This is a genomic window from Streptomyces sp. NPDC096323 (genome assembly GCF_040302845.1).
GTDB lineage: Bacteria > Actinomycetota > Actinomycetes > Streptomycetales > Streptomycetaceae > Streptomyces.
Window position 1 is genome coordinate 393,296 of the sequence record NZ_JBEOSI010000007.1, and the last position, 21,220, is coordinate 414,515.

Consider the following 21,220-nt stretch of genomic DNA (forward strand, 5'->3'; position numbering starts at 1 on the left):
CGCATGGCTGACGACCTCTCGCTCGACGGGTTGCTGACCCGCCTCGTCCCGACGGCCGAGCGGGACCTGGACCTGCTGGCCACATGGTTCGCCACTCCGGAGTTCGTCGAACACTGGGGCGGAGAGCCGCAACCGCGTGAGGTGGTGGCCGACAAGTACGTGGGGAGGCGCCGGCCACGCGTGGAGTCGTACATCGTGCTGGCGCGGGGCGAGCCGGTGGGATACGCGCAGTACTGGCATGCTGCCGTAGCGGGCGAAGGCGGCATCGACATGGTGCTCATACCGGAGTCCCGAGGCCGGGGCCTGGGCCCGGACGCCGCGTGCACGCTCGTCACGCACCTGTTCAGGGATCTCGGCTGGCGGCGCGTGACCGTCGACCCGGCGGCCGGCAATGCCCGCGCGGTGCGCGGATGGGAGAAGGCCGGCTTCCGGCAGGTGTCGTACGAGGACGGTCAACTCCTCATGGAGCGCCGCGCCGGGGACTGAGCCGGCAGACCGGCGGCGACCGTCCGCCGGGCGGGCCCGGCGGAAAAGCCCTTGGGCATGGATCGGGTGTCTGGGCAGAGTGGCTTCATGACCGGGCCAGACGGAAAAGCGCGCCAAGAGGCGGACCGCAAGAGGGACCTGCACGTGTATCTGCAGGATGCCCGTGATGTTTTCCTGTGGAAGCTGGAGGGGCTGTCGGAGTACGACGTCCGTCGGCCCATGACCGCCACCGGCACCAATCTGCTGGGTCTCGTCAAACACGTCACCGGAGCCGAGGCCTTCTATTTCGGTGAGGTCTTCGGGCGGCCCGTGGACGCGCCGGGGCTGTGGATCGCCGGTGACGCCGAGCCGAACGCGGACCTGTGGGCCACGGCCGACGAGACGCGCGAGGAGACGATCGCGGCCTACCGCCGGGTCCGGGCCCACTCCGACGCGACGATCGACGCGCTGGACCTCGACGCGACCGGCCGCCTGCCCGGGGGAGAGGGCACGGAACTCACGCTCCACCGGGTCCTCGTCCACATGGTCGCCGAGACCCAGCGCCACGCGGGGCACGCCGACGTCGTCCGCGAGCTGATCGACGGGGCCACGGGGCAGCGGCAGACGGGCCGCAACATGGCGCCCGGCGATGCGGCCTGGTGGGCGAGGTACCGGGAGCGGGTGGAGCGGGCGGCCCGGGGGGCTGCCGGGGCGGATCCCAGCCCTATCCCGTAAGGTTCACTACGCGCTATTACCTATTACGAAGGGGGTGGGTGGTGATGCCGGACACCGGGATCAGTGAGCTCGTGCGGAGCTGGATCGACGGCTGGGTCGTCTCCCGAGGCAGCTCGGACCCGATCGACGAGCCGTGGGGGTGGACCATCGACGTCGGGCAGCCCCGGCACGTCGCCCGGCATGTGCTGCCGGAGCCGTCCGAGGGCGACGTGCGCAAGATCGTCGCCGGAACGAGCGCGCCCGGGACGTGGCTCAAGCTGTTCGCCGAGGAGCAGGCGGTCCTGCCGTGGGCCGGGCCTGGCTGGCGGAGCGACGTCCCCGGCTACCTGATGACCGGCCAACTGCGCCCGGAACGCCCCGAGGTACCGTCCGGTTACACGCTCACCAGCTGGACGCGGGGCGGCGTCAGCCGTGTGCTGGTCCGCACGAGCGCCGGGCACTTCGCCGCGCGCGGGCAGGTCGCCCGGGCCGGCACCCACGCCGTGGTCGACCAGGTCGAGACCGCCACCGGCCACCAACGCAAGGGCCTCGGCAGCCTGGTGATGCGTACGCTGCAGAGCACCGCGTACGAGGCCGGTGCGAGGACCGGCCTCCTGGTCGGTACGCCCGAGGGGCGGGCGCTCTACTCCTCGCTGGGCTGGACCATGCGCGCCCCGATGACGAGCCTCTGGTACGAGCCGGCGGACGCTGCCCCATGACGCGGAGTGCGGGGTCGCGGGTGCGGGCCGCCCGCGCTCAGCCGTAGTAGGCGATCTTGTCGTCGAGGACCTCCATGGCCCGGTGAAGCGCCGCCACCCGTTGCTCCAGGGCGGTCCGGCGCTCACGGAGGAAGGCGACCCGCTCCTGCGGGGCGTGTTCGGCGCGCAGGATGGTGACGAACTCCCGCAGGTCCGCGATGCCGAGGCCGGCCTCGCGGAAGCACGTGACGAGACCGATCCAGAAGACGTCGTTCTCGGTGTACTCCCGGCGCCCGCCGCCGGACCGCCGGATCGGGCCGATGAGCCCTTCGCGCTCGTAGTACCGCAGAGTGTCGATGGAGACGCCGGTGCGGTCGGCGGCCGCCGCCGGGGTGAGAGTCGTCATGGGAGCCTCCTTGTTGACCTCGGACAACCGCCGCTACCTCCGCTACCGGGCTTCGGCGAGCCGGGCCAGGTGCTCGGCGCCGAGCCGTACACGGTGTGCGGCGAGCGCCTCCTCGATCTGCTCCACCCGGCTCGCGCCGACGATGGGGTCGATGCCCTGCCGCACCAGCCACGCGAGGACGATCTGATTGCGCGTGGCCCCGAGTTCGTCGGCGATGCCGTCCAGGACCGCGAGGACCCGGGTGGTTCCGGGGTGATCATAGGTGGACGGCAGCGGCTTGTCGGGGCGCACGTAGGACCCCCACATCAGGGAGCTGTACGACCACACGGCGAGCCCCTCCGACCGTGCGAGGTCGAGGTCGTCGGCGGTGAGCAGACGGTGGCCGCCCTCCGCGACGGGGGTCAGGGGACGCGGCTGGACGAGCGAGTGGCGCAGTTGCAGGCACGTCCACGGCTCCACGCCCCGCTCCCGTGCCAGCGACCGGGCGCGCTCGACGCGCCAGGCGGGATGGTTCGCCGCCCCGATCCGCAGGGCCACTCCCTTCGCGACCAGGTCGCCGAAGGCTTCGACAGTCTCCTCCAGCGGCACGCCGCGGTCCTCCGCGTGGGCCCACAGCAGATCGACGTGATCGACGCCGAGCCGCCCCAGACTCTCCTCCACACCGGCGTGAACGGCGCGCGCGGAGAGCCCCTCGGCGCTCTCCGCCGCGTGCGGGACGAGCGGATTGTGGCGGACCTTCGTCGCGATCCGCACCGTGTCACGTGCGCCGGGGCGGGCCCGCAGCCAGGCGCCGAAGACGCGCTCGCTCGCGCCGCCGACGCCGGCGGGGTCGGCCCAGAAGGAGTAGCAGTTCGCGGTGTCGAGCCAGACACCGCCGCCTGCGACGAACGAATCGAGGATCGCGAAGGCGCGGTCCGGGCCGACGCGGGTGCCGAAGTCCATGGTGCCGAGGACGATCCGGGGGTCTTTGGTTTCCATGCCGCCCATCGTCGGATCTGGAGCGCGCTCCAGGTCAAGGGCCGCCGTCGGGCGGGGCTCGATCGACGCGCCGTCAGGGGCGAGGGCCGCTCGAAAACTTGTGCCGCCGGCGACCACTCCGCCCCTACGATTGACCGATGATGTCGATCAAGCAGGTCCAAATCACCTTCGACTGCGCAGAACCCGTGCGCGTCGCCCGCTTCTGGTCCGAGGTGCTGGGGTACGTCGCGTCGCTCCCCGAGGGCTTCGACAGCTGGGACGCGTTCGACCGTGCGCAGGTCCCCGGGCAGCCGGGGCCGGAGTACGCGGCGTGCGCCGATCCGTCGGGCGCCGGTCCGCGGCTGTTCTTCCAGCGGGTTCCCGAGGGCAAGGTCGTCAAGAACCGGGTGCACCTCGATGTGCGGGTCGGTACCGGACTCGTGGGTGAGGCCCGCCTGGCCGCACTCGAGGCCGCATGCGCACGGCTGCTCCCGCTCGGTGCCGTACGCGGCCGGCTTCTGCTCGCCGACGAGGAGAACGAGTCGTGCCTCAACATGCAGGACGTCGAGGGCAACGAGTTCTGCCTCGACTGAGCCACCGCGCACCCGGCGGCCGGGTCAGGCGGTGGGCGGCGCCGCGCCGTACTCCTCGTCGGTGACGGGGGTCAGCCAGTGCACGACGTCGTGGTCGGCGTCGCCCTCGTTGATGGCCACGTGGACCATCAGCCGGTTCGGCGCCGCGCTGTGCCAGTGCTCCTCGTCGGCCTCGAACAAGACGCGGTCGCCGGGCCGGATGACCTCGACGGGGCCGCCCCGGCGCTGGCACAGGCCGACCCCTTCGGTGACGAAGACGGTCTGGCCCAGCGGGTGACGGTGCCAGTGGGTGCGCGCCCCGGGCATGAAGTGCACCAGCGAGGCGGTGACCCGGGACGGGGCCGGGGCGGCGGCGACCGGGTCGATGTAGACATCGCCGGTGAACCAGTCGGCGGGGCCCTTGAGGGTGTCGAGGGAGCTTCGGGTGATCTGCATGGGGCCTCCTTCGTAGGGGCGGTGGGTCAGGGCTTGGGTCAGGGCTTGAGAAGGGCCTTGATGGCGCGGCGTTCGTCCATGGCCTTGTAGCCCTCGGCGACCTGGTCCAGCGGCAGGGTGAGGTCGAAGACCTTGCCCGGGTTGATCCGGCCCGACAGGACCCGGTCGATCAGGTCGGGGAGGTAGCGGCGTACGGGGGCGGGGCCGCCGCGCAGGCCGACGTGGGAGAAGAAGAGCTCCTGCCCGTCGACGGCGACCTCGTGCGGGACGCCGACGAAGCCGACGTTGCCGCCGGGGCGGGTGGAGTGCAGGGCCTGCGCCATGGCCTGTGCGGTCCCGACGCACTCCAGCACGGAGTCGGCGCCGATGCCGTCGGTCAGGTCCTTGATCCGGGCGATGCCCTCGTCGCCGCGCTCGGTGACGATGTCGGTGGCGCCGAACTCCAGGGCGAGCTTCTGCCGGGACTCGTGCCGTGACATCGCGATGATGCGCTCCGCGCCCATCTCCTTGGCCGCGATCACGGCGGAGAGGCCGACCGCGCCGTCACCGACGACCACGACGGTCGAGCCGGGCCGGACCTCGGCGGCGTCGGCCGCCCACCAGCCGGTGCCCATGACGTCGGACACGGCCAGCAGACCGGGCCACATCTCCTCGCCGGGCAGCTCGTCGGTGGCGACCAGGGTGCCCTGGGCGTTGGGGATGCGTACGTAATCGGCCTGGCAGGTGCTCATGAACTCGCGATGCACACAGTTCGACTGGAAGCCGTTGCGGCAGTTCGCGCAGGTGTTGTCCGAGGTCGCGAACGAGCCCACGACGAACTGCCCGGGCTTCACCGAGGTGACCTCGCTGCCGACCTCCTCGACGAAGCCGACGTACTCGTGCCCCATCGGGTGCGGGTCACCGATGGGCTCGAGGCCGCGCCAGGCCCACAGGTCGGAGCCGCACACACAGGTGACGGCCGTGCGGATGACCGCGTCGGTCGGGTGGAGGATCTTCGGGTCGTCCAGGGTTTCGAAGCGGACGTCGCCGGGGGCGTGGATCACTGCGCCGCGCATGAGGGTTCCTTACGTAACGTATCGAGGCCGGGGCACCGGGGGAGCCGGACGCCGGGTGCGGTCGCCGGCCTGGCGGACGCGGCGGGAAGCCGCGCCCGGGAGGCCGGTGGCGGGCTCACTGCCCGTCCGCGTTCACGGCCGGACAGAAAGCTCTACGTCATCCAGGTAACCCGCTCCTCGCGCGCCCAGCGAGTCACCACGGAGAGGTGTACAGGCGGTACACCCCTGCGGCCGCGCCCGGGACGTACCGTCGATGGCGTGGACAACAGTCAAGAGGTCCGTGAGTTCCTCACCTCGCGGCGAGCCAGGATCACTCCAGAACAGGCCGGCATGCCCTCCGGCCCCCGGCGGCGCGTCCCGGGCCTGCGCCGCAGTGAGGTCGCGGCCCTGGCGGACGTGAGCGTGGAGTACTACGCCAAGCTGGAGCGCGGCCACCTCGCCGGGGTGTCCCCCGCCGTCCTTGAAGCCGTCGCCCGGGCCCTGCGGCTCGACGACGCCGAGCGCGCCCACCTCCTGCACCTGGCCCAGGCCGCCGACGGCTCCGACGTCCTCAGCCGCCCGCGCCGCCGCGCCACCCGGCAGTGGACGGCGCACCGCAGCCTGCAGTGGACGCTGGACGCGATCACGGCCGGGCCCGCTTTCGTGCGCAACGGCCGCATGGACATCCTGGCGACCAACCAGCTCGCCCGCGCCTTCTACAGCGACGTCTACGCCGCGCCCGACAACCAGGCGAACCTCGCCCGCTTCCTGTTCCTGGACCCCGCCTCCCGCACCTTCTACCCCGACTGGGACCAGGCCGCGGACATCACCGTCGCCATCCTGCGTACGGAAGCCGGCCGCAACCCCCACGACAAGGACCTCCACGACCTCGTCGGCGAGCTGTCCACCCGCAGTGACGACTTCCGCACGCGCTGGGGCGCCCACAACGTCCGCCACCACGGCACCGGCACCAAGCGCTACCACCACGGGGCCGTCGGGGAGCTGACCCTCGCCTACGAAGGCCTCGAGATGGCCGCCGAACCCGGACTCACCCTCACCGTCTACACCGCCGAACCCGCCTCCCCCTCGGAAGAGGGCCTGCGCCTGCTCGCCTCCTGGGCCGCGACCCAGGAGGTGCCGGCTCCGCCGGCCGGCAGCCGCGGAAAGATCCTCCCCTGGCACTAGGCACATTGTTTTGCCTAGCCATTACTCTTGTTCCAAGGCCACGCTGGGTGGCCATGGAGGAGTGAGATGAGGAGCAGCAACCCGGTCTTCTCGCGACGGGGCTTCAGCCGCGACAACGGGCACGCGGGCTTCACCGCGGCACCGCAGGCCGGGGCCCCCGCAGCGGGTGCCAACCCGTACGCGCAGGGCACCGCCCCGAACCCGTACGCCACCAACCCCTACGCCCAGCAGGACACCCAGTACGGCGCCCCGCAGGCGCCGGCGCGCTCCGGCGCGATGACGATCGACGACGTCGTCACGCGCACGGCGCTGACGCTGGGCACGGTCGTGCTCGGCGCCGCGGCCGCCTGGGCCCTGCTGCCGGTCGACGAGGCCAACCTGGGCAAGTCGTACGGCATCGCGATCGGCGCCGCGCTGATCGCCTTCGTGCTGTCGCTCGTCCAGTCCTTCAAGCGCAAGCCCGTCCCCGCGCTGATCATCTCGTACGCCGCCTTCGAGGGCGTCTTCCTCGGGGTGATCTCCAGCGCGGTCAGCACGTACATCGGACCGGGCGTCGTGATGCAGGCGGTGCTGGGCACCATGTGTGTCTTCGCCGGTGTGCTGCTCGCGTACAAGATGCGCTGGATCCGCGTCACCCGCCGGTTCTACGGCTTCGTGATGGCCGCCGCCATGGGCTTCATGCTCCTGATGGTGGTCAACCTGCTGTTCGCCGTGTTCGGCGGCGGTGACGGCCTGGGCTTCCGCAGCGGCGGCCTCGGCATCCTCTTCGGCGTCATCGGCATCGTCCTCGGCGCGTGCTTCCTGGCCCTGGACTTCAAGCAGGTCGAGGACGGCATCGCGTACGGCGCTCCGCGCGAGGAGTCCTGGCTGGCGGCCTTCGGCCTCACCATGACCCTGGTGTGGATCTACCTGGAGATGCTGCGCCTGCTCTCCATCCTCAGCGGCGACGACTAGTCCCCGAGGCGGCGGATACGTCAAACGGCCCGCAGGCTCCGACGAGGAGCCTGCGGGCCGTTCCCGTTGCCCAGGGAGGGATACCTACAGCAGCTTGCGGGCCGCTCTCCTCAGGTCGTACTCGTGGATGAGTGCCTTCGCGTGACCGTAGGCGAGGTCGTGTTCGCTCCGCAGCCAGCTGACCTTCTCCTCGAAGCGGAGAGCCGGGCCGTCCTCGACGGTGCGGAGCCAGTCGGAGATCTCACGACCGGTGCAGTGCGGGATTCTGGCGAGCAGATTGCGATGGGTCTCTTCGGACAGGACTTGTGACATCGGCGCCTCCGACGCGTTGTGCGCGTTGCTGGTCCTCCCGACACCGTGCCCGAGCGACGGCCCGTTGGCAACCATCCCGGAGGGGCGCGTAGGGTCGCGGAGTGCTCGATACGACGCCCCTGATCACCGCCGTGGACCGATTCGCCGACCGGCTGCGCGCCGCCCCGCAGAGCAGGCTGCAGCGCGGAGCCGCGGCCGAGGGACTGGCCGTGGCCAGGGAACTGGCGGTGCGGGCCCAGCGCGTCGAGGCGCCGGGCCGGGAGCCGCGGATCATGCCGGACGCAGGGATCTTCGCCATCGGCGATCAACTCGCCGTCGCGGGGCGGGATCTGGCCGTGGCACTGGAAATGGCCCCGTCCGTGGAGCTGGACGAGGCCGTGCAGTTCGTCGAGGAAGCGGCGGCGCGGGCGTTCGCATAACCGCGCCGGCCCGAGGGGGCGGCGCGAGGGACGGCGGCAGCGGCCGGCGAGGGCCGCTGTGCCCCGGGAAGGGGCCGGAGACCGGTCCGCGGGCTAGAAGCTCGCGATGACCCGGTCGGCCAGTATGTAGACGTTGTCCCTGCCGCACGAGAACGTCAGCGCGTACGCGCCGGAGACACCGGAACCGCCCAGGAGCACGGGGTGCTCACCGGCCCGCAGCGCCGCGGCCAGCTGCTCGGCCGTCTCGCGGTGGCCGGGGGTCATACAGAGCGTGGTGCCGTCGGCGAAGACGTACACGTCGAGGGTGCCGAGCGGGCCGGGGCGCACGTCGGAGAGTTCCGTCCGGCTGTCGGCCAGCTCCTCCAGGCGGTTCACCGTGCGCTCGTGGTCGGTGACGACGGGCGTCTGCACGGGCACGAAGTCGGGGTGCGAGGGGTGGCGGCGGCGCGCCGCCGCCAGCTCGGGGGAGTCCTCGGCGAACTCGGCCGTCTCCGGGAACTCGGCCATGTCGGCCAGTTCCGTCAGCTCGGCCAGCTCCGTCAGTTCCTCGAACGCCTCGGTGGCGTCGAGGTCCATCGCGTCCAGCCCGGCGAAGTCGCTCTGGCGAGGCATGAAGAACGGGGCGTCCTCGCCCAGTCCGGCCAGGCCGCCCAGCAGGGAAGGGGCTGCGGCGTCGCGCGCCTCCTGCGTGGCCCAGAACGCCCGGGCCTCGGCGAGCTCGCGCTCCCGCTCCTCGGCCAGCGCCTCGGCGACCGCCGCGCGTATTTCGGCGACAGGGGTGGCGTCGTTACGGCCCTGAGCGGGTACGGAAGCAAGGTGGGCGCGGTTGTCGGCCAGCTCCCTCCGGAGGGCGGCGACCTGCTGACGCAGCCCGTGAGCGGCGTGCAGAGCGGCAGCGCCCACGGCCGTGGCAGCGGCGGTGGTCAGCAACAGGGCAAGAGGCATGGCGCTCACTGACATACTCCCGGTTTCAATCGATCCCCCGACTTCCTACATCAGCTTGTCCTGTACCGGCACCATCTGTCAGTGCATTACGTCACGAATTGGACAGGTCTTTGGGCCCGGGGTTTAACCCTGGTGCGGGTGTGACCTGCGGGAATGGCTCTCCCCCAGGACGTAGGTCACATCCTGGGGGAGATTCGGTCACGGTCGGGGCTCGGAACCGGCCATCGCGTCGGGCCGAACACCCGGAAGGCAGTGTGGGCCCGGCGGACGCCGATGGCCGGTGAGGCCGCGCATCCGGAGAGTCACCGAGAAGGCGGGGCCGCGGGGGCGGTGCACCGCCCCCGCGCCGGGGTTCAGCTCAGCCGCTCGATCACCATCGCCATGCCCTGGCCGCCGCCCACGCACATGGTCTCCAGGCCGAACTGCTTGTCGTGGAACTGCAGGCTGTTGATCAGCGTGCCGGTGATGCGGGCGCCGGTCATGCCGAAGGGGTGGCCGACGGCGATCGCGCCGCCGTTGACGTTGACCTTGTCCAGCGGCAGGCCCAGGTCGCGGTAGGACGGGATCACCTGGGCGGCGAACGCCTCGTTGATCTCGGCCAGGTCGATGTCGTCGATCGTCAGCCCCGCGCGCTTCAGCGCCTGCTTGCTCGCCTCGACCGGTCCGTAGCCCATGATCTCGGGGGAGAGGCCGGAGACGCCGGTGGAGACGATCCGGGCCAGCGGGGTCAGGCCCAGCTCGCGCGCCTTGGTGTCGGACATGATCACGAGCGCCGCGGCGCCGTCGTTGAGCGGGCAGCAGTTGGCCGCGGTGACCAGGCCGTCGGGGCGGAAGACCGGCTTCAGCCCCTGCACGCCCTCCAGCGAGACGCCCGCGCGCGGGCCGTCGTCCTTCGAGACCACCGTGCCGTCGGGGGTCGTCACCGGGGTGATCTCCCGCTCCCAGAAGCCGTTCTTCAGGGCTTCCTCGGCGAGGTTCTGCGACCGTACGCCGAACTCGTCCATGTCCTGACGGGTGACGCCCTTGATCCGGGCCAGGTTCTCCGCCGTCTGCCCCATCGCGATGTACGCGTCCGGGACCAGGCCGTCCTCGCGCGGGTCGTGCCAGCTCGCACCGGACTCCTCGGCGCGGGCCGCGGTGCGGGCCTCGGCGTCGGCGAAGAGCGGGTTGCGGGTGTCCGGCAGGCTGTCGGAGTTGCCCTTCACGAACCGGGACACCATCTCCACGCCGGCGGAGATGAAGACGTCGCCCTCGCCGGCCTTGATGGCGTGCAGCGCCATGCGGCTGGTCTGCAGGGAGGACGAGCAGTAGCGCGTGACCGTACAGCCGGGAAGGTGGTCCATCCCCATCTGCACGGCGATGATGCGGCCGAGGTTGTTGCCCTGCTCGCCGCCGGGGAGGCCGCAGCCGAGCATCAGGTCGTCGATGTCCTTCGGGTCCAGCTCGGGGACCTTGGCGAGGGCGGTCTGGATGATCGTGGCGGTCAGGTCGTCCGCGCGCAGGCCCTTCAGCGAACCCTTGAAGGCCCGGCCGATGGGCGAACGGGCAGCAGAGACGATCACGGCTTCGGGCATCACGCGGCTCCATGAGGGCTGGAAGGCTGTCTGGCAGGACTGCTCTGGAAGTTACCCGGACGTACTGCTGAGGTCACCCGACAGGGCGTGTGATGCGGGCCTCTTTTCTAAGCAACCGCTCAGTTCGTGGGCGGAGAGGGGTGCGGAGCCCGCGCGGAACGCCGTCAGGCGTGCCTCGGCGAAGTGTCCGTGTCGGTGTCCGGGCGCCGCTCCACCCGCGTCGAGCCCCCCACCTCCCGGTGCATCTCCGGGTGCGGGTGCGGCTCCGTGGCCGCGGGCAGACGCCGCCGCCTGCGGTGCTTGAGCAGCGCCCAGGGCGCCCGGGCTCCCGTGACCTCCGTACCGGCCTCCTTGGCCGCCTGGGAGGCCGCCTTGGCCACCGGCAGCATGTCCTCGCGCCGGGCGCCGTCCAGCCGGTCGGTCTCCGGCCACAGGCCCAGCACCGCGCAGAGCGTCGGCAGCATCGCCATCGCGGCCGTCGCGTAGCCCTCCGCCGACGGGTGGTAGTTGTCCGGACCGAACAGCTCCCGCGGGTTCGCCTCGAACTCCGGGCCCAGCAGGTCGCCCAGCGACACCGTGCGCCCGCCCTGCTCCACCGAGCCGATCGTCTGCGCCGCCGCCAGCTGCCGGCTCACCCGCCGGGCCATCCACCGCAGCGGCTGGTAGACGGGCTCGATCGTGCCCAGGTCCGGGCAGGTGCCCACGACCACCTCGGCCCCCGCCGTACGCAGCCTGCGCACCGCCGTCGTCAGGCAGCGCACCGACTGGGTGGCGGGCATCCGGTGGGTGACGTCGTTCGCACCGATCATGATCACGCAGACGTCCGGCACCCGGGCGGGGTCCGCGAGCAGCAGCGAGACCTGCCGCTCCAGATCGTCCGACTGGGCGCCCGGCTGCGCGACGTTCCGCAGGTCCACCGGCCGCTCCGACACCGCCGCGAGCCCCGACGCGAGCAGCGCCCCCGGCGTCTGCCCGGCCCGGCGCACCCCCTGCCCGGCCGCGGTGGAGTCCCCGAGGAGCCCGAGCCGCAGCGGCTCGGCGGGGCCGGTGAAGGCGACCCCGTACCGTCCGTCCGCACTCGGCGGGACCGGTGCGGTGCCGCCCCCCACCTGCCGCTTCGCCAGCTGGACCTCCGCCAGCAGGACGCCTGCCGCCGCGGCGCCCAGCAGCCCGATGCTGCCACCGCCGTAGGCCGCGCCCGCCGCGATCCGCCGTGCCACCCTCGCCCTCGACACAGTCCGGTCCACCTCCTCGTAAGCCTTGACGGCCTCACCCGACCGTCGTACCGCCGTACACAGAGCTAACTGCCCCCAAGTGGCCGTCGTTCAATCGCTTCGCCCAATCTCGTGCCCGTACGCATACTCTTGCGGCACCATCTCGGAGACCCCGGAGTACACGGTGCAATTCCACGATTCGATGATCAGTCTCGTAGGCAATACCCCGCTGGTGAGGCTGCGCAGTGTGACGGCCGGCATCCAGGCGACGGTCCTGGCCAAGGTCGAGTACTTCAACCCCGGCGGATCGGTCAAGGACCGGATCGCCCTGCGCATGATCGAGGCCGCCGAGCAGAGCGGCGAGCTGAAGCCCGGCGGCACGATCGTCGAGCCGACCAGCGGCAACACGGGCGTCGGCCTGGCGATCGTCGCGCAGCAGAAGGGCTACAAGTGCGTCTTCGTCTGCCCGGACAAGGTGTCCACGGACAAGATCAACGTGCTGCGCGCCTACGGTGCCGAGGTCGTCGTCTGCCCCACGGCGGTCGACCCCGAGCACCCGGACTCGTACTACAACGTCTCGGACCGGCTGGTCCGTGAGACGCCGGGAGCCTGGAAACCCGACCAGTACTCCAACCCGAACAACCCGCGCTCCCACTACGAGACCACCGGTCCCGAGCTGTGGGAGCAGACGGACGGGAAGATCACCCACTTCGTGGCGGGGGTCGGCACCGGCGGCACGATCACCGGCACCGGCCGCTACCTGAAGGAGGCGAGCGGCGGCGCCGTCAAGGTCATCGGCGCGGACCCGGAGGGCTCGGTCTACTCAGGCGGCTCCGGCCGGCCGTATCTCGTCGAGGGCGTCGGCGAGGACTTCTGGCCGTCGGCGTACGACCGGACCGTCACCGACGAGATCGTCGCCGTGTCCGACAAGGACTCCTTCCAGATGACCCGCCGCCTCGCCAAGGAGGAGGGGCTGCTCGTCGGCGGTTCCTGCGGCATGGCGGTCGTCGGAGCCCTGGAGGTCGCCAAGCGGCTCGGGCCCGAGGACGTGGTCGTCGTCCTGCTGCCGGACAGCGGCCGCGGCTACCTGAGCAAGATCTTCAACGACGAGTGGATGGCCGACTACGGCTTCCTTGAGGACACCGGCCCGTCCGCCCGGGTCGCCGACGTCCTCGACTACAAGGCGGGCCCGATCCCGACGCTCGTCCACATGCACCCGGAGGAGACCGTCGGCGAGGCGATCGACGTGCTGCGCGAGTACGGCGTCTCCCAGATGCCGATCGTGAAGCCCGGCGCCGGCCACCCGGACGTGATGGCCGCCGAGGTCATCGGCTCCGTCGTCGAACGGGAACTGCTGAACGCCCTCTTCGCCCAGCGGGCCTCCCTCACGGACCCGCTCGAGAAGCACATGTCGCCGCCGCTGCCGCAGGTCGGCTCCGGCGAACCGGTCGAGGACCTGATGGCGGTGCTCGGCGGCACCGGCGCGGCGGACGCGGCGATCGTGCTGGTGGAGGGCAAGCCGAAGGGCGTGGTCAGCCGCCAGGACCTGCTGGCGTTCCTCGCCAAGGACGCTTCGGCGACGCCCGCCCAGCCGTAAGCGGCCGCGGGATTCGCGTAAACGGTACGAGCGTGTCACGTGGGCGCAGCACCGGCTTAACACGCGTCCGGCAGATTAGTGGGTGTCGGCAGGGAAACCCGCCGGCACCAAAACGGCGACACGGACTACGGAGCGGCTCCCGGACCTCCACCGTCGCCCGGATGCGGAGACCGGCCCTGACCCGGACCCGTGTCCTTCGCGGGGACCGCCGTCGTCCCGCCCCCTGGGAAACCGGGGGTGCGGCGGTCCCCGCGACACACCCCCTCCTGCGGCTGAGGCGCTGCCGCCCAGCTCGCGAGGAGCGCGATGCGCTCCGCCGTCTCCGAACCGGGCTCCGGGGCGTAGACCACCAGCGACTGACTGGGATCGCCGGGCACGCCGAGCGTCTCGTACGGCAGCGTCAGCGCGCCCACGACCGGGTGGTCGATCCGCTTCACGCCGTACGTCTTCGCCTTCACCTGGTGGTCCGCCCACAGACGGCGGAAGTCCTCGCTCTTCATGGCCAGTTCGCCGACCAGGGTGGCGAGCTCCTTGTCATCGGGGTGAAGCCCGGCGTCCAGCCGCAGATGCGCGACCGTCTCCGCCGCCACGGCCGGCCAGTCCGGGTACAGCTCCCGCGCCGCCGGCTCCAGGAACGTCTGCCGCGGCATGTTGCGCTCGGTGGCGGCCATCCGGGAGAAGCCGACGACCGCGTCCCCCAGCGCGTTCCACGCCAGCACGTCCATCCGCCGGCCCAGCAGGAAGGCGGGCGCCCGGTCGAACGAGTCCAGGAGCACCCGCAGCCCCGGCCGCACCCGCTGCGCGGCGGCCGGCGCGGCCTTGCGCGGCGCCGGGCGGGCCACCGTACGCAGATAGGCGTGCTCCGTCCCGTCCAGCCGGAGTACCCGGGCTATCGCGTCGAGCACGGCGTCCGAGACGCTGGGGCCGCGCCCCTGTTCCAGACGGATGTAGTAGTCGACGCTCACCCCGGCGAGCTGCGCGACCTCCTCGCGCCGAAGCCCGGGAACACGCCTGCGGCCGTACGAGTTCAGCCCCACGTCCTCGGGCTGAATGCGGGCACGTCGTGAGCGGAGGAAGTCTCCGAGGTCGCCGTCCATGCCGCCGATCGTAGAAGACCGGCCGTTTCCCAGCCTGGTACTGCCGGACCCAGGAAAGACGCATCCCTGGGTAGCCGCCACGCGCCGCCGCAGAGTGGAGCCCAGGCCGGGGAAGCACCCCTGGGCATCACCTCAAGGAGTACCGACATGCCGTACGCGACGCTCGCAGGCCGCACCGCCGTCATCACCGGAGCCGCCAGCGGCATGGGGCACGCGACCGCCCGGCTGCTCGCCGACCAGGGCGTGCGGGTGGCCCTGCTGGCCCGCCGCGCGGAGCGGCTGGAGGAGCTCGCCGCCAAGATCACCGCCGATGGCGGTCAGGCACTCGCCGTGGTCACCGACGTCACCGGCCAGGCGTCCGTGGACGCCGCCGCCGAGCGGGTGCACGCGGAGTTCGGCCCGGTGGACCTGGTGGTCAACGCGGCCGGTGTGATGCTGCCGAACCCCGTGGACGCGGGCCGCGCCGACGAGTGGCAGCGGATGCTCGACACCAATGTGGCGGGCGCCCTGCGCGTCATCCGGGCATTCACCGCCGACCTGGTGGCGGCCGCCGCCCAGGGCCGTACCGCGGACCTGGTCAACATCTCGTCGATCGGCGCGCACGTCACGTTCCCCAACTACGCCGTGTACGGCGCGACGAAGGCCGCGCTCACCTACCTGTCGGCCTCGCTGCGCACCGAACTCGGCCCGCGCGACGTCCGCGTCACGAACATCGAGCCCGGCCTCACCGACTCAGAACTGGCCGGACACGTCGACAACGCCGAACTCAGCGGCCAGCTCGACGGCATGTTCGACGCGCTCGGCGGCCTTTCGAGCGACGAGATCGCCGACCTCATCGCGTACACCACCAGCCGCGCGCGCCACATCAACCTGCGCCAGGTGGTCGTGCTGCCGACCCGTCAGGCGTGACCGCCGTTCAGTCCTCCCATTCGGAGGCCTGCCGCCGCTCGGTCTCCCGCCGCCTGAACCGCCGTCCGCCGTGACCCGCCTGGAAGACGTTGACCCCGACGATCCCGAGCCAGGCCACGACCAGCCCCTCGATGCCCGCGTTCGCGACGCCGATGGCGGACAGCGGGATCGCCAGGACCAGCGAGATGATCCCGAAGCCGAAGCGTTCCCCGAAGTGCCCCAGGGGCGGCTCCGGAGCGCGCGCTCCCCGGGCGACGGTGATCTGCTGCTCCGCGAGATGCCGCCGGACCCGGCGGTCGAGCGTGCCGTCCAGCCGCTGCTCGACCTTCTCCAGAAACGACTCGACGAGCGCGGACTCGTAGTCGGCCCCCAGCTCGCTGCGGGCCTGCAGGGTGGCGTTGAGCTCCTTCTTGAGCTCGGTGTCGGCTGCGTCCATGGTTCCACGGTACGAAGCGGGGGCGGCCGGGTCAGTGGGGCTAACCCCCCTGTTTCTCCGCACCGTCTGCATATGGACATGCAGACGGCTTGCTGGCTGAATGGATTCGTCGGTGCCGGATCCCGGCGCGACGCATCTACCGAGGGGACAGGATGAGCGGGAGCAGCCCGGGCGCGCGTCTGCAGCAGCTGTTCGAGGGGCGCAGGCTCACGCCCACACAGCGGCGCATCGCGCACTCCATGGTGCGCAGGGCCGGCGACGCCCCGTTCCTCTCGAGCGTCGAACTGGCCGAACTGGCCGGCGTCAGCCAGCCCTCCGTCACCCGGTTCGCCGTCGCCCTTGGGTTCGACGGCTATCCCGCGCTGCGCAAGCACCTGCGCGAGGTCGCCCCGGCGGGCTCCGTCGCGGAGGGCGGGGAGGACGCCTGCAACGAGTACCAGCAGGCGGTGCTCGGTGAGATCGAGAATCTGCGCCACCTCGCCGAACTGCTCGCCGACCCGGGGCCCGTCGAACGGGCCGGCCGGCTCCTCGCCGCCTCGCGGCCCCTGCTCGTCCTCGGGCTGCGCGCCGCGTCCTCGCAGGCGCGGGGCTTCGGCTACTTCGCCGCCAAGGTGCACCCGGACGTCCGGGTGCTCGACGAGGGCGGCAGCATGTTGCACGACCGCATCGACGCGGCGCGGCGGGCCGGTGCGAGCGCGCTGATCTGCTTCGCGCTGCCGCGTCACCCCCGCGAGGTCGTCGACGCCCTCGCCTACGCCCGGGACCAGGGCCTTGCCGTGGTGTCGGTCGCCGACTCCGCCTTCGCCCCGGTGGCCGCGCACAGCGACGTGCTGATCCCCGCCGCCGTCGGCACGGGGCTCGCCTTCGACACCGCCTGCGCGCCGATGCTGCTGGGGCGGGTGCTGCTGGAGGCCATGTGCGACGCGCTGCCCGACGCGCAGGCGCGCCTGGAGTCGTTCGACGCGGGTGCGGTGGCCCGGGGGCTCTTCGTCGAGTAACGGTTGCCCCGGTCCGGGGCGGAGGGTTCCGTCCTCAAGCGCCGGACGGGCTCGGTGGGTGCGGGTGCTCCGTGTTGCGGGGGCGCGCTACGCCGTGGGTGGGGGTGCGGGGTCCCCCCGGCGTGGCGCACCGGCGGGGGACCCGCACACAAGCCTGTCCGGCGCTTGAGGACGGAACCCCGCGCCCCGTCAGACCTCCAGTTCGGCCTCGATCTTCTTCAGCTGGTGGCGGGCCATCGCCAGGTTCGCCCGCCCGGAGTCCAGCACCAGGTAGAGGAACAGGCCGTTGTTCCCCCGGGCCTTGAGCAGCCGGATCAGGTGGTACTGGGCGCTCAGGGTGATCAGGATGTCCTCGATCTCGTCCTGGATGCCGAGGTGCTCCATCGTGCGGAGCTTGGCGCGTACGACGTCGGTGTTGCCCGCGGCCGCGACCTCCAGGTTGAAGTCCTTGCCGCCGCCGAGGGTGCCCAGTGCCATGCCGCTCGTGTAGTCGACGAGGGCGACACCGAGGGTGCCCTCGATGGACGACATCGCTTCCTTCAGTGACGCTTCGGTGTTCGCCATGAGTGCTCGTTTCCTTTCCCTGACCGGTCGGGGCGACCGGTTCCGTTTCTGGGTCGTGCCGGGCTTGTCCGGAGTCACGTGGTGCGGTGCGGCAGGGCGCCCGGCTGGTGCGGGGGCTGCGTGGGGGCCCGGGGGCCGGGGGCGGGCCGGGGCGCGCGTTCCAGGGCCGCGTCGACGAGTTCGCCGATCCGGGAGCTGGACCTGCGGCCCTCCAGATGGAGCCGGCCCACGTTGATCCGGTCCTCGGCGAGCAGGGTCAGTACGGCCGAGGAACCGGCGGCGTACGTCGCGATGTAGCCCGTCCCGCCACGTACGAGGAGTTCGCGGAAGCCGCCGCGGCCGGTCGCGTCCGTCATCCGGATCGAGACGCCGAGCGCGGCGGCGGTCAGCGCGGCGACGCCCTCCGCCTCGACTCCCGGCGTGTCATGGGCCAGGACGAGGCCGTCGGTGCTGGCCGCCAGGGCGCCGGAGAGGAGCGGAACCCGGGCCCGTAACCGCTGGAGTTCGGCCAGGACATCCTGCACTTCGGCGTCGGGCACCATCAGCTGTCTCCTCCCGGCACGCTGTCTGAGCGCGCGTATCACAAAGCCTCCAATGCGTCTCGGAGCCGGCGCAGCAGGGCGACGTCGGGGTCGGCCGTGACCTCGGGGAGCGTGATCCGGCCGGCGGCGGACGGGCCCGCCGTCTCCCGTACCGCCGCGACCAGTCCGGCGGCTGCCAGCCGGCGCAGGTCGACCAGGGTGTGGAACGCCGATCTGCCCAGTTCCTGCGCGATGTCCGTCGCCGTACGCACTCCGTCCACGCGCTCCAGTACGCGGCGCTGGCGGGGCGGCACGGGGGCGTCGGACGGGTGGCCGGTCCGTACGAGCGGGGCGCTGTCGGTGACGGCCTCCGGCCAGATCCGGTCCAGCAGCTCCCGGCGGCGGAGCGTCTCGCGCTGCACGGCCTCCACGGGGACGGGGCGGACCGGGCCGATCCAGTGGGCGACCCCGTAACGGAAGCGGGCCGGGGTCCGGGTCGGAGCGAGGGCGAAGAACGCCGCGTCGTACAGCGCACCCAGGTGGCACAGCTCCAGGGCGCCGCCCGGCACCCGGCCGCTGTCCACGAGGTAGCGGCCCACCCGCTGTCCGGCACCGGCCTGGGCGACCGCTTCCCACCAGCCCTCGCGGTGCAGGGCGCCGCCCCGGGTGAGCAGGACGTCGATGCCGGGGGTGGCGGGGCTCTCGGCGTGCACGACCTCGCCGTCCGCCAGGTAGAGGGTGCCGCGGTCGCGCATCAGGGCGCCGGTGGCCCGTTCGGCGGCGAGGCGCTGGAGCATGGGCGAGAGGACGGCGGCCGGGGCGGAGGCGGTGGTGGCGCTCATGCCAGGACCAGCCGCTCGGCCATCTCGCCCAGCCGTATCCGGGCCAGCGCCAGATTGCCCTCCGCGCGGTCCAGCCACAGGTGGAGGAAGACACTGCTGTCGAAGTCCGTCTCGACGAACCGGAGGATGTGATAGTCGGCGCGGGTGGTGACGATGACGTCCTCGACGGGTGGCGGCGTCCCCGTGACCGCCGCATCGTCCACGCCGGTCGACGCCTGCGGTAAGCCGGTCGCGAAGGCGGGCTGTTCGGCCGCCATCCGCGCCACCTCCGCCGTCTCCGCGGCGGTGGACTCGTGGTCGCCGTGCGGCGAGTCACCGATGGTGCCGAGAGCGAGACCGCTCGTCCAGTCGACCACGGCGGCGCCCCGGGCGCCGGGCAGTCTCATGACGTCGAGCAGGCACTCGTCGATTCCGGGCACGCGAACTCCCCTCCGACGCTGCGTGCGGCTGTGACCCCGAGGTTACGCAACGTGCTCGCTCCAGGTGGGGGTTCTGGCATTTTCCATCGGTACATGCCGAGGGTTCGGGACAATGCCCCGCCCGGGGCTGGGACGACCGCCCGGCGGGTGTCGTCCTTCCCACCCTGTTGACTGGAGCTATTCAGCCGCTCAAGATGTGAATAGAAAATTCACAGTCGCGAGGAGGCACCGCCATGTCAGGACCCCGCCCCGTACGGGCACCGCGCGGTACGGAACTGAGCACCCTGGGATGGCAGCAGGAAGCCGCTCTGCGCATGCTGCAGAACAACCTGGACCCCGAGGTCGCCGAGCACCCCGACAAGCTCGTCGTCTACGGCGGCACGGGCAAGGCGGCCCGCGACTGGCGTTCGTTCGACGCGATGGTCCGCACGCTGCAGACGCTCAAGCAGGACGAGACGATGCTCGTCCAGTCGGGGCGGCCCGTCGGTGTGATGCAGACGCACGAGTGGGCCCCGAGGGTCCTGATCGCCAACTCCAACCTGGTCGGCGACTGGGCGAACTGGGAGGAGTTCCGCCGCCTGGAGGCGCTCGGGCTCACCATGTACGGTCAGATGACCGCCGGATCGTGGATCTACATCGGTACGCAAGGCATCCTGCAGGGCACGTACGAGACGTTCGCCGCCGTCGCCGCGAAGAAGTTCGGCGGCACGCTGGCCGGGACGATCACGCTGACCGCCGGGCTCGGCGGCATGGGCGGCGCGCAGCCGCTCGCCGTGACGATGAACGACGGCGTCGCGATCTGCATCGACTGCGACCCGCGCGCCATCGAGCGACGCATCGAGCACCGCTTCCTGGACGTGAAGGCGGACAACCTGGAGCACGCCCTCCAGCTGGCCACCGAGGCGAGGGACGCCCGCAAGCCGCTCTCGATCGGCCTGCTCGGCAACGCGGCGGAGCTGCTGCCCCGGATGCTCGCCGAGGGCGCCCCCATCGACATCGTCACCGACCAGACCAGCGCGCACGACCCGCTGGCCTACCTCCCGCTCGGCGTCGACTTCGACGACATGGCGTCGTACGCCACCGAGAAGCCCGCCGACTTCACCCAGCGCGCGCGGGAGTCGATGGCCCGTCACGTCGAGGCGATGGTCGGCTTCATGGACGCCGGTGCGGAGGTCTTCGACTACGGCAACTCGATCCGCGGCGAGGCGCAACTCGCCGGGTATGAGCGGGCCTTCGACTTCCCCGGCTTCGTGCCCGCCTACATCCGGCCGCTGTTCTGCGAGGGCAGGGGCCCGTTCCGCTGGGCCGCGCTGTCCGGCGAGGCGTCCGACATCCACAAGACCGACAAGGCGATGCTGGAGCTCTTCCCGGAGAACGAGTCCCTGCACCGCTGGATCAAGATGGCCGGCGAGCGCGTCCACTTCCAGGGCCTGCCCGCCCGCATCTGCTGGCTCGGCTACGGCGAACGGGACCGGGCCGGCGAGCGGTTCAACGACATGGTGGCGAGCGGCGAGCTCGCGGCGCCACTGGCCATCGGGCGCGACCACCTCGACTGCGGCTCCGTGGCCTCCCCGTACCGGGAGACCGAGGCCATGCTCGACGGCTCCGACGCGATCGCCGACTGGCCGCTGCTGAACGCGATGGTCAACGTGGCGTCCGGCGCCTCCTGGGTCTCCATCCACCACGGTGGCGGTGTGGGCATGGGCCGCTCCCTCCACGCCGGACAGGTCACGGTCGCCGACGGGACGAAGCTGGCGGGCGAGAAGATCCGCCGGGTGCTGACCAACGACCCGGGCATGGGTGTCATCCGGCACGTGGACGCCGGATACGACATCGCGGAGTCCGTCGCCGCGGAGCGCGGGGTCAGGGTCCCCATGCGCGAGGGAGGCACGGGCGACACGTCCGGCACGGGCGGGACCGCCGCGTGAGCCC

25 protein-coding genes are annotated in these 21,220 nt (G+C 71.8%); 11 read left to right on the forward strand and 14 right to left on the reverse strand.

The features are described from left to right. Positions 1-3 precede the first annotated feature (3 nt). The 3 genes from ABTX18_RS21855 to ABTX18_RS21865 all read left to right on the forward strand — a co-directional run bounded on the left by ABTX18_RS21855 (position 4) and on the right by ABTX18_RS21865 (position 1,898). Entirely contained in the window at positions 4-486 is a 483-nt protein-coding gene (locus ABTX18_RS21855; RefSeq protein WP_352124376.1) for a GNAT family N-acetyltransferase, read from the forward strand. Between the two features lie 87 nt (positions 487-573). After that, the gene (locus ABTX18_RS21860; RefSeq protein ID WP_352124377.1) at positions 574-1,200 is read left to right on the forward strand and encodes a DinB family protein; all 627 of its coding nucleotides are present in this window, start codon (positions 574-576) and stop codon (positions 1,198-1,200) included. 44 nt (positions 1,201-1,244) lie between these two features. Next, a complete protein-coding gene (locus ABTX18_RS21865; RefSeq protein ID WP_352124378.1) occupies positions 1,245-1,898 on the forward strand; it encodes a GNAT family N-acetyltransferase in 654 nt (217 codons plus the stop codon). A 37-nt stretch (positions 1,899-1,935) separates the two neighbouring features. On the opposite strand, the gene ABTX18_RS21870 is transcribed toward ABTX18_RS21865, so the two are convergent. Together ABTX18_RS21870 and ABTX18_RS21875 are read right to left on the reverse strand one after the other, a co-directional pair. Continuing rightward, positions 1,936-2,283 (reverse strand): MerR family transcriptional regulator, encoded by a 348-nt coding sequence (locus ABTX18_RS21870; RefSeq protein ID WP_352124379.1) that lies wholly within the window; start codon positions 2,281-2,283, stop codon positions 1,936-1,938. A gap of 42 nt (positions 2,284-2,325) precedes the next feature. Then, positions 2,326-3,261: an aldo/keto reductase gene (locus ABTX18_RS21875; RefSeq protein WP_352124380.1), complete on the reverse strand. Its 936-nt coding sequence runs from the start codon at positions 3,259-3,261 to the stop codon at positions 2,326-2,328. Between the two features lie 137 nt (positions 3,262-3,398). On the opposite strand from ABTX18_RS21875, the gene ABTX18_RS21880 reads away from it, so the two are divergent. Then, positions 3,399-3,833 carry a VOC family protein gene (locus ABTX18_RS21880; RefSeq protein ID WP_352124381.1) on the forward strand — a complete coding sequence of 145 codons (435 nt, stop codon included), beginning with the start codon at positions 3,399-3,401 and terminating at the stop codon, positions 3,831-3,833. A 24-nt stretch (positions 3,834-3,857) separates the two neighbouring features. On the opposite strand, the gene ABTX18_RS21885 is transcribed toward ABTX18_RS21880, so the two are convergent. After that, a complete protein-coding gene (locus tag ABTX18_RS21885) occupies positions 3,858-4,268 on the reverse strand; it encodes a (R)-mandelonitrile lyase (protein WP_352124382.1) in 411 nt (136 codons plus the stop codon). 38 nt (positions 4,269-4,306) lie between these two features. Beyond that, positions 4,307-5,323, reverse strand: coding sequence for a zinc-dependent alcohol dehydrogenase family protein (locus tag ABTX18_RS21890; protein ID WP_352124383.1), 1,017 nt, complete (start codon positions 5,321-5,323; stop codon positions 4,307-4,309). Between the two features lie 258 nt (positions 5,324-5,581). Here ABTX18_RS21890 and ABTX18_RS21895 point away from each other — a divergent pair, with 258 nt between their 5' ends. After that, positions 5,582-6,487: a helix-turn-helix transcriptional regulator gene (locus tag ABTX18_RS21895; RefSeq protein ID WP_352124384.1), complete on the forward strand. Its 906-nt coding sequence runs from the start codon at positions 5,582-5,584 to the stop codon at positions 6,485-6,487. A gap of 66 nt (positions 6,488-6,553) precedes the next feature. Beyond that, on the forward strand, positions 6,554-7,441 hold the full coding sequence (locus ABTX18_RS21900) for a Bax inhibitor-1/YccA family protein (RefSeq protein ID WP_352124385.1): 888 nt from the start codon (positions 6,554-6,556) through the stop codon (positions 7,439-7,441). 84 nt (positions 7,442-7,525) lie between these two features. On the opposite strand, the gene ABTX18_RS21905 is transcribed toward ABTX18_RS21900, so the two are convergent. Next, the gene (locus tag ABTX18_RS21905; protein ID WP_123527779.1) at positions 7,526-7,753 is read right to left on the reverse strand and encodes a DUF4287 domain-containing protein; all 228 of its coding nucleotides are present in this window, start codon (positions 7,751-7,753) and stop codon (positions 7,526-7,528) included. Between the two features lie 101 nt (positions 7,754-7,854). Between ABTX18_RS21905 and ABTX18_RS21910 the strand changes: the two genes are divergently transcribed. After that, complete coding sequence (locus ABTX18_RS21910; RefSeq protein WP_352124386.1) at positions 7,855-8,172, forward strand: hypothetical protein; 318 nt, start codon at positions 7,855-7,857, stop codon at positions 8,170-8,172. A gap of 93 nt (positions 8,173-8,265) precedes the next feature. Here ABTX18_RS21910 and ABTX18_RS21915 read toward each other — a convergent pair whose 3' ends face one another. From ABTX18_RS21915 to ABTX18_RS21925, 3 genes are all read right to left on the reverse strand, one after another. Beyond that, complete coding sequence (locus ABTX18_RS21915; protein ID WP_352124387.1) at positions 8,266-9,132, reverse strand: hypothetical protein; 867 nt, start codon at positions 9,130-9,132, stop codon at positions 8,266-8,268. A 338-nt stretch (positions 9,133-9,470) separates the two neighbouring features. Further along, a complete protein-coding gene (locus ABTX18_RS21920; protein ID WP_352124388.1) occupies positions 9,471-10,691 on the reverse strand; it encodes an acetyl-CoA C-acetyltransferase in 1,221 nt (406 codons plus the stop codon). A gap of 164 nt (positions 10,692-10,855) precedes the next feature. Further along, positions 10,856-11,911 (reverse strand): SGNH/GDSL hydrolase family protein, encoded by a 1,056-nt coding sequence (locus tag ABTX18_RS21925; RefSeq protein WP_352124463.1) that lies wholly within the window; start codon positions 11,909-11,911, stop codon positions 10,856-10,858. A gap of 178 nt (positions 11,912-12,089) precedes the next feature. Between ABTX18_RS21925 and ABTX18_RS21930 the strand changes: the two genes are divergently transcribed. Beyond that, on the forward strand, positions 12,090-13,502 hold the full coding sequence (locus ABTX18_RS21930) for a cystathionine beta-synthase (protein WP_352124389.1): 1,413 nt from the start codon (positions 12,090-12,092) through the stop codon (positions 13,500-13,502). A gap of 125 nt (positions 13,503-13,627) precedes the next feature. Here the strand turns inward: ABTX18_RS21930 and ABTX18_RS21935 are convergent, their stop codons facing one another. After that, positions 13,628-14,599, reverse strand: a complete 972-nt coding sequence (locus tag ABTX18_RS21935; RefSeq protein ID WP_503061182.1) for a helix-turn-helix transcriptional regulator — start codon at positions 14,597-14,599, stop codon at positions 13,628-13,630. A 147-nt stretch (positions 14,600-14,746) separates the two neighbouring features. Between ABTX18_RS21935 and ABTX18_RS21940 the strand changes: the two genes are divergently transcribed. Beyond that, entirely contained in the window at positions 14,747-15,508 is a 762-nt protein-coding gene (locus tag ABTX18_RS21940; protein ID WP_352124390.1) for an SDR family oxidoreductase, read from the forward strand. Between the two features lie 7 nt (positions 15,509-15,515). On the opposite strand, the gene ABTX18_RS21945 is transcribed toward ABTX18_RS21940, so the two are convergent. Further along, positions 15,516-15,944: a hypothetical protein gene (locus tag ABTX18_RS21945; RefSeq protein WP_352124391.1), complete on the reverse strand. Its 429-nt coding sequence runs from the start codon at positions 15,942-15,944 to the stop codon at positions 15,516-15,518. A gap of 152 nt (positions 15,945-16,096) precedes the next feature. Between ABTX18_RS21945 and ABTX18_RS21950 the strand changes: the two genes are divergently transcribed. Continuing rightward, the gene (locus ABTX18_RS21950) at positions 16,097-16,942 is read left to right on the forward strand and encodes a MurR/RpiR family transcriptional regulator (RefSeq protein WP_352124392.1); all 846 of its coding nucleotides are present in this window, start codon (positions 16,097-16,099) and stop codon (positions 16,940-16,942) included. 189 nt (positions 16,943-17,131) lie between these two features. On the opposite strand, the gene ABTX18_RS21955 is transcribed toward ABTX18_RS21950, so the two are convergent. From ABTX18_RS21955 to ABTX18_RS21970, 4 genes are all read right to left on the reverse strand, one after another. After that, positions 17,132-17,506 carry a hypothetical protein gene (locus ABTX18_RS21955; protein WP_352124393.1) on the reverse strand — a complete coding sequence of 125 codons (375 nt, stop codon included), beginning with the start codon at positions 17,504-17,506 and terminating at the stop codon, positions 17,132-17,134. Between the two features lie 74 nt (positions 17,507-17,580). Next, positions 17,581-18,048, reverse strand: a complete 468-nt coding sequence (locus ABTX18_RS21960; RefSeq protein WP_352124394.1) for a roadblock/LC7 domain-containing protein — start codon at positions 18,046-18,048, stop codon at positions 17,581-17,583. A gap of 38 nt (positions 18,049-18,086) precedes the next feature. Beyond that, the gene (locus ABTX18_RS21965; RefSeq protein ID WP_352124395.1) at positions 18,087-18,869 is read right to left on the reverse strand and encodes a transcriptional regulator; all 783 of its coding nucleotides are present in this window, start codon (positions 18,867-18,869) and stop codon (positions 18,087-18,089) included. Beyond that, a complete protein-coding gene (locus ABTX18_RS21970) occupies positions 18,866-19,288 on the reverse strand; it encodes a hypothetical protein (protein WP_352124396.1) in 423 nt (140 codons plus the stop codon). Before ABTX18_RS21970 ends, ABTX18_RS21965 begins: the two co-directional genes overlap by 4 nt. Positions 19,289-19,521: 233 nt before the next feature. On the opposite strand from ABTX18_RS21970, the gene hutU reads away from it, so the two are divergent. Continuing rightward, complete coding sequence (gene hutU / locus ABTX18_RS21975) at positions 19,522-21,216, forward strand: urocanate hydratase (RefSeq protein WP_352124397.1); 1,695 nt, start codon at positions 19,522-19,524, stop codon at positions 21,214-21,216. The last annotated feature ends 4 nt before the right edge of the window (positions 21,217-21,220 follow it).